Source organism: Halomonas sp. HNIBRBA4712, assembly GCF_043558675.1.
In the GTDB taxonomy this organism is placed as follows: domain Bacteria; phylum Pseudomonadota; class Gammaproteobacteria; order Pseudomonadales; family Halomonadaceae; genus Vreelandella.
Window position 1 is genome coordinate 263699 of sequence record NZ_JBIFXR010000002.1, and the last position, 15371, is coordinate 279069.

Below are 15371 nucleotides of genomic sequence, written 5' to 3' on the forward strand. Positions count from 1 at the left end.
GGCCATGACACTATTTTCCAAGACATCGGGCTCGCTGCCAGGCCGCGATAAGCCGATCGAAACGAGTGAAACGCACACCGTCAACGGCCGCTCGCTCAAGGGGCCGTTCCCGGACGGTATGGAAGAGGTCGTCTTCGGTATGGGCTGCTTTTGGGGGGTCGAGCGGCTTTTCTGGCAAGTACCGGGCGTTCATATGACCGCGGCGGGCTACGCCGGCGGCGAAACGCCCAACCCGACCTATGACGAAACCTGCACCGGGCGCACCGGTCACACTGAGGTGGTGCGTGTGATTTTTGATCCCGACCAGGTCCCGTTTGCCAAGCTTTTGCGCATTTTCTGGGAAGAGCACGACCCGACCCAGGGCAACCGCCAGGGCAACGATATCGGCAGTCAGTACCGCTCGGCGATCTTTACCACTACAGAGGCCCAGCTCGAGGAGGCAGAGCGGAGCGCCGAAGCGTTCCAGCGCGCGCTTAAAGAAAAGGACAAGGGGCGTATTACGACCGAAATCGGCCCGCTGGACACTTTCTATTACGCCGAGGGTTACCATCAGCAGTACCTGGACAAGAACCCGGGCGGCTACTGCGGGTTGAAAGGGACTGGCGTGACCTGCGCGATTGGCTAAGCTTTATTGATTCACGCGCAGCCACCCGCGTTTTACGCGAATCTGCGCTGACTGACTGATCTGTCTACCCGCTCGCTCGAGCCGCACTCGAGCGAGCGGTTTACGTTTTATGAAACGACTTCAAGCTGCAAGGAGTGTTTATGTCGGCGCATGCTGATTTTGATTACGACCTGTTGGTCATCGGTGCCGGCTCCGGCGGCGTACGCGCGGCGCGCATGGCCGCCGCTCAGGGCGCTCGGGTTGCGATCGCCGAAGACCGCTACCTGGGCGGTACCTGCGTCAACGTGGGCTGCGTGCCCAAGAAACTCTATGCCTACGCCTCCCATTTTCGCGACAGCTTCGACGACGCCGTGGGCTACGGCTGGCACCTGCCCGAAACGCCGACCTTCGACTGGCCGACCCTGCGGGATAACAAGTCCGGCGAGATCAAGCGTCTCAACGGTATTTACCAGCGCCTGCTCGAAAATGCCGGCGTTACGCTGTATAACGCCCGCGCCAGAGTGGTGGATGCCCATACGGTGTCGCTGACCTCGGCCAAGGGCGACACGCAATTGAGCGCGCAAAAGATCCTGCTCGCCACCGGCGGCTGGCCCTGGGTGCCGGATTTTCCCGGCAGTGATCTGGCGGTCACCTCCAACGAGGTGTTCGATCTGGACGTCTTTCCCAAGCGTTTTCTGGTGCTCGGCGGCGGCTATATCGCCGTCGAGTTCGCCAGTATCTTCAACGGCCTGGGCAGTGAAACCCACCTGATTTACCGCAAGGAGCTGTTCTTGCGCGGCTTCGATGACGAGGTGCGCGCGTTCACCCGCGACGAAATGGGCAAGAAGGGCGTTCAGCTGCATTTCGAGGCCAATATCGAGCGTATCGATAAAAGCGAAGACGGCCTGGCGGTGACGCTGACCACCGGCGAGACGCTGACCGTCGATACCGTGCTGGTGGCGACCGGGCGCCAGGCCAACGTCGAGGGTTTGGGGCTCGACAATGTCGGCCTCACGCTCAACGACCAGGGCAAGATCGACGTCAACGAGCGCTTCGAAACCAGTGTGCCCTCGATTCTCGCGCTGGGGGATCTGATCGACAGCCCCGAGCTGACCCCGGCGGCGATCGCCGAGGCGATGCAGATCGTCGAGCATCACTTTGGCGACACCACGCCGGAGCCGCTGGATTACGAGCGCGTACCTACCGCGGTGTTCTGCCATCCGAGTATCGGCACCGTGGGCATGACCGAAGAAGCCGCTCGCGAACGGCTGGAGAAAATTCGCGTTTACCGCACCGACTTCAAACCCATGAAGCATACGCTTTCCGGCAGCGACGAACGCATGCTGATGAAGCTGGTGGTGGACGACGCCACCGACGTGGTGGTCGGCGCCCACATCGTCGGTGAAGAGGCGGGCGAGTTGATTCAGAACGTCGGTATCGCCGTACGCGCCGGGCTCACCAAGGCAGATTTCGACCGTACCCTGGGCGTTCATCCCACCGGCTCCGAAGAGCTTGTCACCATGCGCCAACCCACGCGCAATTGACTCGTTGCCGCCCAGGCGGTGACTGTTCAAGGCGAGCGAAAGCTCGCCTTTTTTGTACCACGTCACCAAAGCTCTACACATTCGCCAAAGCTCTACTAAACTTTTAGCGGTCGGGGTGGCGAGTGGCACTCCGAGGCGTACCTGCTCGCTGCTTATAATCAAAAATTATCAAAAAGTGAGTTGAATATAATATGGAATTTGAGAAAGCTCGCGTCAGCTGTTATGATCTTTTACGAATTCGCTACAGCGAAGTACAACCATGAGTATGCCGTTAACACCTTTTACTCCTTCGTTCGACCTTGCAAGGCCCACCGTCGCCGACGCCGTCGTGGGTAATGAGCAAACTCCGCTTTACATCAGAAAGCCCAACGCCGACGACGGCTGGGGCATTTTCGAACTGGTGAAAGCCTGCCCGCCGCTCGACGTCAATTCCGCCTACGCCTATCTGTTATTGGCGACCCAGTTTCGCGATACCTGCGCAGTTGCTACCAATGAAGAGGGCGAAATCGTCGGTTTCGTCTCGGGCTACGTGAAAGACAACGCCCCGGACACGTTTTTTCTATGGCAGGTGGCGGTGGGCGAAAAAGCGCGCGGCACCGGCCTTGCCCGGCGGTTGATCGAGGCGATCATGTCGCGAGAAGAGCTGGCCTCTGTTCATCACATGGAAACCACCATCACGCCGGATAACCTGGCCTCCTGGGGGCTGTTTCGCCGGCTGGCGGCGCGCTGGCAGGCGCCGCTCAATAGCCGCGAGTACTTCTCCACCGAGCAGCTCGGCGGCGAGCACGACCCGGAAAACCTAGTGCGTATTGGCCCGTTTCAAACCGATCATATCGGCTGATCGCGTAGCCCTGATCGCACCAGCTCCAGAATTCATGCCTTGAAAAGTCAACGTTTCGTCTCAAGGTCGTGAGTCACGCTTTTTTTAGCAGGATATTTTCGAAAGGGAGATCACGATGCAGACCCAAACCTTTGAACGCATGGAATCCAACGTTCGTACCTATTCGCGTTCGTTCCCCGTGGTATTCACCAAGGCGCAGAACGCGCGCCTGACCGATGAAGAAGGGCGCGAGTACATCGATTTTCTCGCCGGCGCCGGCACGCTCAATTACGGCCACAACAACGCCCATCTGAAAGAAGCGATGATCGACTACCTCGCCTCTGACGGCGTGGTGCACGGTCTCGACATGTGGACCAAGGCAAAGCGCGACTACTTCGATACGCTCAACGAGCTGATCTTCAAACCGCGCGGGCTCGACTACAAGGTGCACCTGCCGGGCCCGACCGGCACCAACGCCGTCGAGGCAGCGATTCGTCTGGCACGGGTGGCCAAGGGTCGCCACAACATCGTTACCTTCACCAACGGTTTTCACGGCGTCACCATGGGCGCGCTGGCCACTACCGGTAACCGCAAATTCCGCGAAGCCACCGGCGGCATCCCGACCCAGGGCGCGAGCTTCTTGCCCTATGACGGCTACATGGGCGAACACGCCGATACGCTGGATTACTTCGAGAAGCTGCTCGGCGACAAGTCCGGCGGTCTCGACATTCCCGCCGCGGTCATCGTCGAAACCGTACAGGGCGAGGGCGGCATCAACGTTGCAAGCATCGAGTGGCTCAAGCGTCTGGAAAGCATCTGCCGCGAGCACGATCTGCTCTTGATCATCGACGACATCCAGGCAGGCTGCGGGCGTACCGGCAAGTTCTTCAGCTTCGAGCACGCCGGTATCAAGCCGGACATGGTGACCAATTCCAAGTCGCTGTCGGGCTTTGGTTTGCCGTTTGCCCACGTGCTGATGCGCCCGGAGCTCGACCAGTGGAAGCCGGGTCAATACAACGGCACCTTCCGCGGTTTCAACCTGGCCATGGTGACCGCCACTGCGGCACTCAAAAAGTACTGGTCCAACGACACCTTCGAGCGCGATGTGCAGCGCAAGGCACGTATCGTCGAGGAGCGCTTCCAGACGCTGGCCAAGCGGCTTTCGGATAACGGCATGCCCGCCACCGAGCGCGGCCGGGGCCTGATGCGCGGCATCGATGTGGTCGATGGCGACATTGCCGATGCGATCACCGGCAAGGCGTTCGAACACGGCCTGATCATCGAGACCAGCGGCCAGGCCGGCGAAGTCGTCAAATGCCTGTGCCCCCTGACGATTTCCGACGAAGATTTGATCGAAGGCCTGGATATTCTGGAAAAAAGCGTCGACGCTGTGATTAGCGGCCGCTAATACGCGACGTAACCCACGATAATCACCCCTTGGCGGCCCGGATGGGCCGCCTGTAAAGAATCAGGAGCACACCGATGATCGTTCGTAATCTGGAAGAAGCGCGCAAGACTGACCGCCTGGTCAAAGCCGAAAACGGCAACTGGGACAGCACACGCTTGGTGCTGGCCAGCGACAAGGCCGGTTTCTCGTTTCACATCACTCGTATCTTTCCGGGCACCGAGACCCACATTCACTACAAGAACCACTACGAAGCCGTGTTCTGCTACGAAGGCGAAGGCGAAGTGGAAACCATCGCCGACGGCAAGATCTGGCCGATCAAGGCGGGTGACATCTACATGCTCGACCAGCACGATGAGCATCTGCTGCGCGGCAAGGAGAAAGGCATGACCGTCGCCTGTGTCTTTACACCGGCCTTGACCGGCAACGAAGTACACCGTGAAGACGGCTCTTACGCGCCGGCGGACGAGTAAGCGCAAGCGCGAAAGCGATGCTCAATAAAAGGCAGCCCAGGGCGGGCTGCCTTTTTTATGTGTGTTTATGTGTGGCGGCCGCCAATACTCATATCAATAGTTCGCATAATATATATTATGTTAAATTGCATAAATTGCGACGGCAGAAACGGCTGGAATCTCGCGTGCGCATTGGACAATCGGGTTCACTTATTCATATTATCCCACCTCTCGATCGACCAGGAGCTTTTCCTTTTATGCGCTCATCCATACCCTGGCTGGTGGCGGGTTTACCCCTGCTATTGGCGGGCTGCGCCGCAAACCCGCCACCTTCGAACGCCCCTGAGCCGCTTGGCCAGGCCGAGTTCGACACGCGCATTCAAGAGCTCGAGGCTTCGCTGACCCAGCAGTGTGATTTCCGCGCGCTCGAAAGTCGTCAGCAGAGTCAACACCAGACGCTTTTGTCGAACATGCACGAAGTCGGCAGCCTGCTGCGCGTGCTTCAGCGCGACGTGGCGGATATCGAGGCGCGCGGCGAAGAGCCGATCATCCTGCGCGAAGAGTGCGAGGTTTCAGAGCCGCAAAGCGACAAGACGCTGTTGGGGCGCAGTGAATGGGTCGGCTTTCCGGCGATCGGTACGTACCTCAAGGCGCGTATCGACTCCGGCGCGAGCACGTCGTCGCTTTCCGCCTCGGATATCACGCGCTTCGAGCGTGACGGTGAAAACTGGGTGCGCTTCAAGCTGGCGCTCAACGATGAGGACGTCGTAGTCGAGAACGTGCGCGATGAGTGGATCGAAGCGCCGGTTCAGCGCCGCGTGCGCATCGTCCAGGCCTCCGGCGAAGAGACGCGGCCGGTGATTACGCTTCTGATGACCCTTGGTCCGATTCGTGAAAACGTCGACTTTACGCTCAACGACCGTACCCATCTCGATTTCCCGGTACTTTTGGGCCGGCGTTTCATGATGGATATCGCCACGATCGACGTGGCCCAAACCTATATTCACGATCGACCCGAATTCCCCGGGGGCGAGCCTGCCGACCAGGCCGCTGACGATGAAGTCGCTGAAGATCAGGACGAGACGGAAGAGTAACCGCTCTGCCCTATCGCTTTACGCTGAAAGGAATCAACCTTCATGTCACGCTTGGCGTTTTATTTGATTGTCGGCTTTTTGCTGCTCGCGGGCATTGCCGCGAGCGTTCACCGCCACGTCCAGTTCGAAATCCCCTGGACTCCCGGCGAGCAGCGCCAGGTCTGGGAGATCGAAGCGGTCATCACCTTCAACGCCCAGAACGGCCCGGTTCAGGTCGATCTGGCGCTGCCATCGGATCAGGCGGGCTACCGGGTATTGACCGAAAATACCGCCTCGTCCGGCTACGGGCTTGCCTACAGCGCCGACGAGCTCGGGCGCCAGGCGCAGTGGACCATTCGCGACGCCGCCGGCAGCCAACAGCTCTACTACTCGGTGCAGATGCTGGTATCGCCGGATGCCCGCGCGCCGGCGCAAACCCCACCCGGGCTCTCGACCAGCTCCTGGGAAGCACCTTACGACACTGCCGCCGAGCAGCTCATCGAACGTGCCTGGGCCCGTAGCGCTGATAATGCCACTTTCGCCCGCGAGCTTATTCTGGATATCAACGGTGAGCGCCAGGCCGAGAACGCACGTCTGCTGTTGACCCAGGAGGAGCCATCGGCGTTGGTGGTGCGGCTTTTGAACCAGGCCGGCGTCCAGGCGCGGGAGATCAGCGGGCTGATGCTCGAGGACGCGCGCCGTCGCCAATCGTTGACCAGCTGGATTCAGGTCTTCGACGAGCCGGGCGAGCAGTGGGCGATTTTCAACCCGACCACTGGCGAGCGCGGCCGCCCGGACAACCTGATGCTATGGGAAACCGGCGGTCGCGCGGTACTCGAGGTCCAGGGCGGCACCAATTCCCAGGTGAGCTTCTCGATGCTCACTCATAACCAGCCGGCCTCGGCGGCGGTGCGCAATCACCGTTCGGACAGCACGCTGCTGAACTTCTCGATTCACAGTCTGCCGCTCGAGGAGCAGGCGCTGTTCCAGACCATCCTGCTGATTCCCATCGGCGCGCTCATCGTGGTGCTGCTGCGCGTGTTCATCGGGGTGAAAACCTCGGGCACCTTCATGCCGGTACTGATCGCGCTGGCCTTCATCCAGACCACGCTGCTGACCGGTTTGATCGGCTTTCTGCTGATCGTGGCGATGGGCCTGGTGATTCGTAACTATCTTTCACATTTGAACTTGCTGCTGGTGGCCAGGGTGTCGGCGGTGATCATCACGGTGATTGCGATTATCGCGGCGTTTACCGTGCTCGCCTATCGCATGGGGCTCTCCGCCGGGCTCACCGTGACCTTCTTCCCGATGATCATTCTGGCCTGGACCATCGAGCGGATGTCGATTCTGTGGGAAGAGGAAGGCCCGAAGGAGGTGCTGGTTCAAGGCGGCGGCAGTCTGGTTACCGCGGTGCTGGCGTACCTGGCCATGGATAACCCCTGGATTCGCCACATCACCTTCAACTTCCTCGGCGTGCAGCTGATTCTGATGGCCTTTATCCTGCTGCTGGGTAACTACACCGGCTACCGCCTGCTCGAGCTACGCCGCTTCAAGCCGATTACCGAAGACGAGAAACCCTCATGAGCTGGTTCAAGGATTGGACCTGGCCTTCCAGGCTAAGCGACAAGGGCATCATCGGCATGAACCGGCGCAACATTCGCTATATCGGCCGCTACAACTCGCGAAAGCTCTATCCGCTGGTGGATGACAAGCTCAAGACCAAGCTATTGGCCCAACGCTACGGCATCACGAGCCCTGCGCTGATTGGTACGGTGAGCACTCAGTTCGGGGTCAAGCACATCGGCGCGATGCTCACCGGCCACGGCGGTTTCGTGATCAAACCGGCCAAGGGCAGCGGCGGCAAGGGGATTCTCGTCATCGAGAAGGTCGAGGATAACGTCTTCGTCAAACCCAGCGGCGCCCACCTCACGCTTGTCGATATCGAACGCCACGTCTCGAACATTCTCTCCGGACTCTACTCATTGGGTGGCTCACCGGACGTGGCGGTGATCGAGACGCTGATCAACTTCGACGAGAGCCTAATGGCCTACACCTACGAAGGGGTGCCGGACATACGCGTTATTGTCTTCAAGGGTTATCCGGTGATGGCGATGATGCGCCTCTCCACCGCCGCCTCTGATGGCAAGGCCAACCTGCATCAGGGCGCGGTCGGCGTGGGGCTCAATATTGCCACCGGAGCGGCGCTCAGAGGCGTTCAGTTCGACCGCCCCTGCTACAGCCACCCGGACACCGGCCACGACCTGGCGAGCCTGGTCGTGCCGCAGTGGGATACGCTGTTGAACCTGGCGGCGGGCTGCTTTGAAATGACCGGACTCGGATATCTGGGTACCGACATGGTCCTTGACCGCGTACACGGCCCGATGCTTCTGGAGCTCAACGCCCGGCCGGGGCTTGCCATTCAAATGACCAATGGCGAAGGGCTACGCCGGCGGCTGGATCTGATCGAACGCCAGCCCGAAGGGGTCGGCGCCAAGGAGCGCGTTGCCTTTGCCCAGCACCACTTCGCGCGTCAGAGCGAGCTCGTCACTTCCCCTGACACGGAAGCGTCGAGCGCGTAAACTACTCGTATCACGTTGATCGGGGCGTTTTTTATGAAAACCAGTACGCTACTACAGCAAGCGGAAACCCAGTGCCTCACGCGCGGAGTGCGTTTCACGCCCATTCGCAAACGCGTGCTCGAAATGATTGCCGATAACGGCGGCGGCCTCAAGGCCTACGACCTGCTCGACCAGCTTTCCAGCGAACACGCCGCCGCGCGGCCACCCACGGTCTATCGCGCACTGGAATTTCTGATCACCGAAGGCTTCGTTCACCGGATCGAGTCGCAAAACGCTTATATCGCCTGCGCCTGCCCCGAACATAGCCACGGCTTTCAGCTTCTGATCTGCCGCAACTGCGGCCACGTCGAGGAGCTGCATCTGGATGCGGTCAGCAACGAACTGGCCGATCTCGCTCAGCAAAAAGGGTTTCGCGTCGAGCGACAAACCATCGAGCTTTTGGGCACCTGCGCTTCGTGTAGACCCTCCGCCGATCAAGAGAGCGCTCAGACAGCGCATCATTGAACCGATCTGCCTTTGTAGGCTTCAAGCCAACGACCACGCTTTCAACATAACGCTTTCATCAAACGAGTTACGTCATGTCCCGTTTCGACCAGCAATCTTCCAGCACACTTTTCAAGGCGATCGAAACCGCCGGATGCGACGAGGCGCTGCCCTCTACCTCTACCCTTCTGGACGCGGCCAAATTCAACGCCGACGGCCTGATTCCGGCGATCGCTCAGCAGTACGATAGCGGCGAAGTGCTGATGATGGCGTGGATGAGCCGCGAGGCTCTGGAAGAGACGCTGTCGACCCGGCGCGTTTGCTACTACTCGCGCTCGCGGGGCAAGCTCTGGCGCAAGGGGGAAACCTCCGGCCAGCAGCAGGCGCTGGTAAGCGCCGCGCTCGACTGCGACGGTGACACGGTGCTGGTGAAAGTCGACCAGACCGGCCCCGCCTGCCATACCGGGCGCCGCAGCTGCTTTTACATCACCCTCGACGGCGAACAAGCCGCCATGAACAGCGAGCCGCTGATCGACCCGGCTACGCTGTATAAGAAGGGCTGAATGAAGCCTCCAGGCACCGCTAGCGGGCTGCTTGGAAAAGCGCTGGGCGCCGTGCTGATCGCGTTGGTCAAGGTGTACCAGTATACCGTGAGCCCCCTGCTCGGCCCGCGCTGTCGTTTCTGGCCCAGCTGCTCGAGCTATGCCGTCGAGGCCATCCAGGTCCACGGCCCGCTAAGAGGCGGCTGGATGGCGTTCAAGCGCATACTCAAGTGCCACCCGGGAAGCAGCGGCGGCATGGACCCGGTACCTGGCGGACGCAGCGAGCAGCTGCTTCTAGAGGATCAGCAACGCGAAGCGCGCTCCTGCGACTGCGGTGATCACAAGGCCGAGCGCGACTCACACTAGGAGGCTCTAGCGACCTGATAGATCCGTTCGAGCATCGCGTGTAAGCCGTTACTGCGCGTGGGCGACAGGTGCTTATCGAGACCCAGATCCTGCAAGAAGTGCGGCTCCGTGGCGCTGATCTCGGCCGGGGTGCGCTCGCTGTAGATCCGTAGCAGGACACCGATCAACCCGGAAACGATCGCCGCGTCCGAGGTCGCCTTGAAGACCAGTTTGTCACCCTTCATTTCATGGTTCATCCAGACGTTGGACTGACACCCCTGAATCTTGTACTCCTCGGTCTGCCACTCGGCGGGAAACGCGGGAAGCTGTTTGCCAAGATCGATGATGTACTGGTAGCGGTCCATCCAGTTATCGAACATCTCGAACTCGTCGATCAGTTCCTGCTGGGCAAGCTCGGGGCCGGGCGTGCTCATGGTCTCTCCTTGAATCAATGGCGAAATTGGTCGCCATTATAACGTTCAATCGCGCGCTTTTGTGGGTAAACCGCCAAGACGGTGGCGCTGCTGCTCGGCGTGCCACTCGTTCTGCTCGGTGTGCAGGTAGCGGCTGGTGGTTTCGAGCCGCGCGTGGCGCGCGCTCTCGGCGAGATAACTCAAACCAATCCCCGACTGCGCCTGGTGAGTGATCGATGTGTGGCGCAGCCAGTGCGGGGTCGCGCGCCTCAAGGCCTCGACATAACCGGGATCGCCGTGCTGCGCCTCCAGCGCGTTGGCGGCCTCAGAGAACGTCTTCTTGATCAACCGGTAGAGCTGGTTGTCGCTGATACCGCGCACGCCGCCGAGAGCGCGAAGAACCGGCGCCGTCTCGTCAAACTCCGGCGACGGCGAAAGCCCCAATGCCTGGCGCCACTCCATGAGCGCTTGGCGCATGTCCTCGGGCAGCGGGATGCGCGCCCGTTTGTCACCCTTACCAGTAACCTCCCACCACCAGCGCCCTTCCCGGCGAACGAAATCGCCCATGACGGCCCCGGCCATTTCACTGATACGCGGGGCCAGCAAATAGGCAAAGCTGAAAATGAATCGCCGCCGCGCCCATTCGAAGCGCTGCCGGGCGTTTGCGCCCTCCTCCACCTCGCGATTCAGCCACCCCCAGAGCCACTGCCAAAGATCGACCTCCAGGTAACGCTCGATGCCGACGCTCTGGTTATTGAGCCGACGTGACTTGTCGCGCATCAGTCGAAACGGGTTATGGGCGACCCACCCCGCCTCGACCAGCCAACCATAAAGCCCCTGTAGAATCACCAGGCTCTGACGCCGGCTCGACGGCGAAAGCCCCGCCCGAAACGGCCGCCAGTCGGGACTCGTACGTGGAGCGCTTGGCCCCACCCAGCGCGCCGGCGGCTGCGGGTCTTCGAGAAACGCCTCGAACGCGCGCAGCGCCTCACGGTCGAGCTCGTCCAGGCGACCGCCAACACTGGCAAGCCACAACAGCAGCCGCTCTCCTTCACGCCGATACGCCTTGAAGGTCTGCGGGCTCGCCCGATACTCGGAAAGCCACTGCGCCACCGCCTCGACATCGCTTTCAGCAGCGATACGCACCCCGCCCCTCGAAACATCGGCGCTCTCAAAAACCCTCGATATTTCATCTACTAGAACAATATCAATCGAACTATCGACCATTACACGCCCCACGACTCACGATTCACGATTCACGATTCACGATTCACGATTCACGAAGAGTTTGCCGCTACACCCATTAAAACTCAAGATAATACGTGTAATCTTGAATTTATACATTTATTCATAAATAAAATTACATATTACGTTTTACGTAATTATTGTATTTGCCTTACCATTCGCGCAGAATGGCGCTTTCTTTAGCACTGGAATTGGCACCATGGCGCGTAGCGGCATTCAGTATGGCGACGTTCAGCAGGCGATCGACACGCTGCTGAGTCAGGGCGACACCCCCAGCGTTCAGCGCATCCGCGAGGTGCTGGGCACCGGCAGTTTCACTACCATCAGCGAACACTTTCGCCAGTGGCGTAGCGAGCGCGAGCAAAACCGCGACGTGCCGCCGCCCAAGGGGGTACCGGAGGTAGTGGTGAGCGCCGCCAGCTCGCTTTGGGCCCAAGCCCAGGAGGCCGCCAACGAAGCGCTGGCCCACTATCGAGAAGATGCCAACCGTCAGGTGCTCGAGGCGAGGGAAGCCGCTGAAAGTGCCGACCAGAACGCACTCGACGCCGAGCAGCGCGAAAAAGCGCTGGCGGAGCATTTGCGCCACACCGAAGCGCGGCTGGAAGCGCTGAGTCGAGAGCTTGCCACGCTCGAATCGAACCAGGCGCAGTTGGTCGAACAAGCCACCCGCGCCGAGCAGCAAACCGAGCGTGCCCAGCGCGCCTTCGAAGCGCTGGAAACGCGTTATTACGCGCTTGAAGAGAACGGCCAGCAGGAGCGTCAGGCGCTTCAATCCGGCTGGGAGCAGCGGCTAAGCCAGGAAGAGGAGCGCAACGAAGCCGCTGAAGGCAAACTCATGACACTGCTGGATACGCTCAGGCAAGAGCGAGCTCAGGAGGACAAGGCTCATCAGAAGCGCGTGAACCAGATGGAGCAGAAGCAGCGCACGCTCGAGGAGTCGCTGGCGAGCCAGACTCAGGCGCTGCAGCAAAAAAACCGGGACGAGCAGAGCGCCCGGGAGCGGTTTAGCCATCTCGAACAGCAGATAAGCCACCTTGAAAAGCAGAATCAATCGCTGGAGGCGCTAAACGCAACGCTGATGCGCGAGCGAGAGAAAGCCGAACAGCGTCTTGTTGAAACTCGTACAGAGGCTGACGAGGCCAGCGCCTGGCAGCAGTCGCTCAATGAGCAAGTTTTGGCACTTCACCGCCAGCTCGAGGAGCTTCCTCAAACGCTCGAAGCCGCGCGTTATAAAGAATCCACTAAAAAGCCATCCCGCTAGCGGGATGGCTTCGTGTCTTACCTCGACTCGAACCCTCAGGTTTGAGGCTTTGGCCCCTCGCCCTCGGTATCGTCGGGCAATTCCCAGGACCCTTGCTCGGTCCAGGGGTCGTTCTCCGGGAACTCCTCGATATTGATTTCAGGCTCCGAGTAGTCCGGCTGAAAGCGCAGATCGTATTTGGCTGCGCGCACCATCGACATCATCAAGAGCACCGCAATCAGCAAAAGCGGCACGCCGCTGACGATACTCGCGGTCTGCAGCGTTTCAAGTCCGCCCAGAAACAGTAGAGACATGGGCAGAAGCGACAGCGTGAACGCCCAGAAAAGCCGGTGAAAGCGGCCCGGCTCCTCTTCAAGATTCTTCTCCGCCGCCGAGGAGAGAATGTAGGCGATGGAGTCGAAGGTGGTCGCGGTAAATATGGAGAGCAGAATCACCACGGCAAGGGTCACCAGCCAGGTCAGGGGAAGCTGGCTCAATACCGCGTAGAAAGCCGCGTTGGCGGAGGTTTCGTTCATGATCGCGATAACGTCCAGCGTACCGCTGAGCTGCAGGTAAAGCCCGTAGTTACCCAGGATGATGAAAAACAGCGCGCAGCCCAGGGTGCCGAAAAACATCGAGCCGGCCACCATGGTCTTGATCCGGCGGCCCTTGGAAATGCGGGCGATGAAAAGCCCGACCGTGGGGGCGAACACCAGCCACCAGGCCCAGTAGAAGATCGTCCAGGCGCCGGGGAAGCCGCTGTCCTCGAACCCACCCAGGTTGCCAAATGGCTCCGTCCAGGTTGCCATACGCAAAAGATTGCTCAGCATCAGGCCGATGGCATTGAGTCCGGTATCCAGAATGAAGGCGGTCGGCCCCATGATCAGCACGAACATGAGCACAGCGAGCCCCAGCCACATGTTGATGTCTGAAAGAAGCTCGATTCCGCCCTTGAGCCCCCGCCAGGCGCTGATCGCAAACAGTGCCGTGGTACCGATCAGCACAGCGATCTGACTGGCCGCGTTGGGCGTGAAATTAAACAGGTTACTCAAGCCTTCGTTGATCAAGGGAACCAGTATACCCAGCGACGTTGCGCCACCGCCCAGCATGCCGAAGATGAACAGTATATTGATCAAATTGCCAAGCCAGCTGCGGGCCAGCTTTTCTCCCAGTACCGGGCGAATCGCTTCGCTGATGCGCAGCACCTTGTGTTTGCGCACGTGGAGAAAGTAGGCCATGGGCAGCGCCGGCACGAGATAGATCGACCAGGCGATCGGCCCCCAGTGAAACATGCCATAAGCGGTTGCCCAGGCGGTCGCCTCCTCGGAGAATGGCTCCAGATGAAACGGCGGACTCTGCAGGTAGTACATCCATTCGACCATGCCCCAGAATACGACCGCCCCACCGATACCGGCGGCAAACAGCATCGCACCCCAGGAGAACAGCGAGAACTCCGGTTCGGCATCCACATCGCCCAGCTTGATCTGGCCAATATCGCTGAACACGATATAAATCATGAAGCCAAGCGAGGCCACGCCCATGCCCAGATAAAGCATGCCGAAATTGTCGGTGACGAACGCCTGGGCCGCCATGACCCATATCCGACCCACTTCGGGGAAAAGAATCAAGGGCAATGTAACGAGTAACAAAAGCCCCAGAGAGCCGAAAAAGATCGGCTTATGAATATTGGAAAACATGGAGGGTGTTTTGATAGCCGCTGCTCCCTTTTTTGATATGACACCATGATGACGATGCGCGGATAAGCGCAAGCCTTATGAAATAGACCATATACATGCACTTTACAAATGTTATACGGCTAGCGCGCGTTGATCCGGAGTTTAAGCCCCTGCTTGTATAAAGACGCTGGCGCTATAAATTCACGAGCGATACAGAAACAACGCCGCTCACGGGTATAAAAAAAAGCGCCCCGCCGAGGCGGAGCGCTTTTAGGGACAAACCCGTGTTTCAAGAGCGATACTTAACGGTAGTAGGCGTTAGTAGTATCGGTGTGATCGGTCACGTCTCGAATGCCGACAAGCTCAGGGATGCGCTCGATCAGCGTTTTCTCGACGCCGTCCTTAAGCGTGAGATCCACCGCCGAGCAGCCCTGACAGCCGCCGCCGAAGGCGAGAACCGCGACCTTCTGCTCGGTCAATTCGATCAGTTTGATCTCGCCACCGTGAGCGGCCAGGCCCGGGTTGATCTCACTGTAGAGCACATAGTTGATGCGGTCTTCAAGCGGACTATCCGCATTGACCTTGGGCATCTTGGCATTGGGTGCCTTGATGGTGAGCTGGCCACCCATGCGGTCGGCGTTGAAATCGACTACCGCTTCTTCGAGAAACGCCAGGCTGTTCTTGTCCAGATAAACATTGATCTTATCGAGCTCGAGCAGCACGTCCGTAGGCTCTTCCTCGCCTGGGCGGCAGTAGGCAAGGCACGTCTCGGCGTAGGGAGTGCCGGGCTGGGTGATGAAGATACGCACTGCGATACCTTCTACGTTCTGCTTCTCCAGCAGCTCCGCGAGGTAGCCCTGGGCGCTATCGGTGATGTCGATGCCGGGCGCTTCGATAGTCGTGGTCATGAGCGGTCTACTCCTTCTGTGGTAGCGGCGCGGCCGCTTCAC

16 protein-coding genes are annotated in these 15371 nt (G+C 59.7%); 12 read left to right on the plus strand and 4 right to left on the minus strand.

Going from position 1 to position 15371, the window contains the following annotated elements:
• Positions 1-4: 4 nt before the first annotated feature.
• The 11 genes from msrA (at position 5) to yidD (ending at position 9868) form a co-directional block, all read left to right on the plus strand.
• The gene (gene msrA, locus ACGK9R_RS05605; RefSeq protein WP_394579063.1) at positions 5-625 is read left to right on the plus strand and encodes a peptide-methionine (S)-S-oxide reductase MsrA; all 621 of its coding nucleotides are present in this window, start codon (positions 5-7) and stop codon (positions 623-625) included.
• 140 nt (positions 626-765) lie between these two features.
• On the plus strand, positions 766-2148 hold the full coding sequence (gorA, locus tag ACGK9R_RS05610) for a glutathione-disulfide reductase (RefSeq protein WP_394579065.1): 1383 nt from the start codon (positions 766-768) through the stop codon (positions 2146-2148).
• A gap of 259 nt (positions 2149-2407) precedes the next feature.
• The gene (gene ectA / locus ACGK9R_RS05615; RefSeq protein ID WP_394579067.1) at positions 2408-2989 is read left to right on the plus strand and encodes a diaminobutyrate acetyltransferase; all 582 of its coding nucleotides are present in this window, start codon (positions 2408-2410) and stop codon (positions 2987-2989) included.
• Positions 2990-3104: 115 nt separating this feature from the next.
• Complete coding sequence (gene ectB, locus ACGK9R_RS05620) at positions 3105-4376, plus strand: diaminobutyrate--2-oxoglutarate transaminase (protein ID WP_394579069.1); 1272 nt, start codon at positions 3105-3107, stop codon at positions 4374-4376.
• Between the two features lie 74 nt (positions 4377-4450).
• Complete coding sequence (locus ACGK9R_RS05625) at positions 4451-4846, plus strand: ectoine synthase (protein WP_394579071.1); 396 nt, start codon at positions 4451-4453, stop codon at positions 4844-4846.
• A gap of 236 nt (positions 4847-5082) precedes the next feature.
• Positions 5083-5919, plus strand: coding sequence for an ATP-dependent zinc protease (locus ACGK9R_RS05630; RefSeq protein ID WP_394579073.1), 837 nt, complete (start codon positions 5083-5085; stop codon positions 5917-5919).
• 42 nt (positions 5920-5961) lie between these two features.
• Complete coding sequence (locus tag ACGK9R_RS05635; RefSeq protein WP_394579075.1) at positions 5962-7482, plus strand: inactive transglutaminase family protein; 1521 nt, start codon at positions 5962-5964, stop codon at positions 7480-7482.
• Positions 7479-8477 carry an alpha-L-glutamate ligase-like protein gene (locus tag ACGK9R_RS05640; protein ID WP_394579077.1) on the plus strand — a complete coding sequence of 333 codons (999 nt, stop codon included), beginning with the start codon at positions 7479-7481 and terminating at the stop codon, positions 8475-8477. The genes ACGK9R_RS05635 and ACGK9R_RS05640 overlap by 4 nt, the downstream gene beginning before the upstream one ends.
• 33 nt (positions 8478-8510) lie before the next feature.
• The gene (locus ACGK9R_RS05645) at positions 8511-8981 is read left to right on the plus strand and encodes a transcriptional repressor (protein ID WP_394579080.1); all 471 of its coding nucleotides are present in this window, start codon (positions 8511-8513) and stop codon (positions 8979-8981) included.
• A gap of 74 nt (positions 8982-9055) precedes the next feature.
• Complete coding sequence (hisI, locus tag ACGK9R_RS05650; RefSeq protein ID WP_394579082.1) at positions 9056-9523, plus strand: phosphoribosyl-AMP cyclohydrolase; 468 nt, start codon at positions 9056-9058, stop codon at positions 9521-9523.
• Positions 9524-9868, plus strand: coding sequence for a membrane protein insertion efficiency factor YidD (gene yidD / locus ACGK9R_RS05655; RefSeq protein WP_394579084.1), 345 nt, complete (start codon positions 9524-9526; stop codon positions 9866-9868).
• On the opposite strand, the gene ACGK9R_RS05660 is transcribed toward yidD, so the two are convergent.
• Both ACGK9R_RS05660 and ACGK9R_RS05665 read right to left on the minus strand, forming a co-directional pair.
• A complete protein-coding gene (locus ACGK9R_RS05660; RefSeq protein ID WP_394579086.1) occupies positions 9865-10281 on the minus strand; it encodes a SufE family protein in 417 nt (138 codons plus the stop codon). The two genes, yidD and ACGK9R_RS05660, sit on opposite strands and share 4 nt — an antisense overlap.
• Positions 10282-10326: 45 nt before the next feature.
• Complete coding sequence (locus ACGK9R_RS05665) at positions 10327-11487, minus strand: tyrosine-type recombinase/integrase (RefSeq protein WP_394579088.1); 1161 nt, start codon at positions 11485-11487, stop codon at positions 10327-10329.
• A gap of 217 nt (positions 11488-11704) precedes the next feature.
• Here ACGK9R_RS05665 and ACGK9R_RS05670 point away from each other — a divergent pair, with 217 nt between their 5' ends.
• Positions 11705-12766, plus strand: coding sequence for a DNA-binding protein (locus ACGK9R_RS05670; protein WP_394579090.1), 1062 nt, complete (start codon positions 11705-11707; stop codon positions 12764-12766).
• Between the two features lie 35 nt (positions 12767-12801).
• Here the strand turns inward: ACGK9R_RS05670 and ACGK9R_RS05675 are convergent, their stop codons facing one another.
• Positions 12802-14442: a BCCT family transporter gene (locus ACGK9R_RS05675; protein ID WP_394579092.1), complete on the minus strand. Its 1641-nt coding sequence runs from the start codon at positions 14440-14442 to the stop codon at positions 12802-12804.
• Positions 14443-14723: 281 nt separating this feature from the next.
• Complete coding sequence (nfuA, locus tag ACGK9R_RS05680; RefSeq protein ID WP_394579095.1) at positions 14724-15329, minus strand: Fe-S biogenesis protein NfuA; 606 nt, start codon at positions 15327-15329, stop codon at positions 14724-14726.
• Positions 15330-15371: the final 42 nt, after the last annotated feature.

Bases quoted from the DNA above. Each gene is read 5' to 3' on its own strand.
- yidD (WP_394579084.1), top strand. From the start codon at position 9,524: ATGAAGCCTCCAGGCACCGCTAGCGGGCTGCTTGGAAAAGCGCTGGGC.
- msrA (WP_394579063.1), top strand. From the start codon at position 5: ATGACACTATTTTCCAAGACATCGGGCTCGCTGCCAGGCCGCGATAAG.
- ACGK9R_RS05670 (WP_394579090.1), top strand. From the start codon at position 11,705: ATGGCGCGTAGCGGCATTCAGTATGGCGACGTTCAGCAGGCGATCGAC.
- ACGK9R_RS05675 (WP_394579092.1), bottom strand. From the start codon at position 14,442: ATGTTTTCCAATATTCATAAGCCGATCTTTTTCGGCTCTCTGGGGCTT.
- ACGK9R_RS05640 (WP_394579077.1), top strand. From the start codon at position 7,479: ATGAGCTGGTTCAAGGATTGGACCTGGCCTTCCAGGCTAAGCGACAAG.
- ectB (WP_394579069.1), top strand. From the start codon at position 3,105: ATGCAGACCCAAACCTTTGAACGCATGGAATCCAACGTTCGTACCTAT.
- gorA (WP_394579065.1), top strand. From the start codon at position 766: ATGTCGGCGCATGCTGATTTTGATTACGACCTGTTGGTCATCGGTGCC.
- ACGK9R_RS05625 (WP_394579071.1), top strand. From the start codon at position 4,451: ATGATCGTTCGTAATCTGGAAGAAGCGCGCAAGACTGACCGCCTGGTC.
- hisI (WP_394579082.1), top strand. From the start codon at position 9,056: ATGTCCCGTTTCGACCAGCAATCTTCCAGCACACTTTTCAAGGCGATC.
- nfuA (WP_394579095.1), bottom strand. From the start codon at position 15,329: ATGACCACGACTATCGAAGCGCCCGGCATCGACATCACCGATAGCGCC.
- ACGK9R_RS05665 (WP_394579088.1), bottom strand. From the start codon at position 11,487: ATGGTCGATAGTTCGATTGATATTGTTCTAGTAGATGAAATATCGAGG.
- ACGK9R_RS05635 (WP_394579075.1), top strand. From the start codon at position 5,962: ATGTCACGCTTGGCGTTTTATTTGATTGTCGGCTTTTTGCTGCTCGCG.
- ACGK9R_RS05660 (WP_394579086.1), bottom strand. From the start codon at position 10,281: ATGAGCACGCCCGGCCCCGAGCTTGCCCAGCAGGAACTGATCGACGAG.
- ACGK9R_RS05630 (WP_394579073.1), top strand. From the start codon at position 5,083: ATGCGCTCATCCATACCCTGGCTGGTGGCGGGTTTACCCCTGCTATTG.
- ACGK9R_RS05645 (WP_394579080.1), top strand. From the start codon at position 8,511: ATGAAAACCAGTACGCTACTACAGCAAGCGGAAACCCAGTGCCTCACG.
- ectA (WP_394579067.1), top strand. From the start codon at position 2,408: ATGAGTATGCCGTTAACACCTTTTACTCCTTCGTTCGACCTTGCAAGG.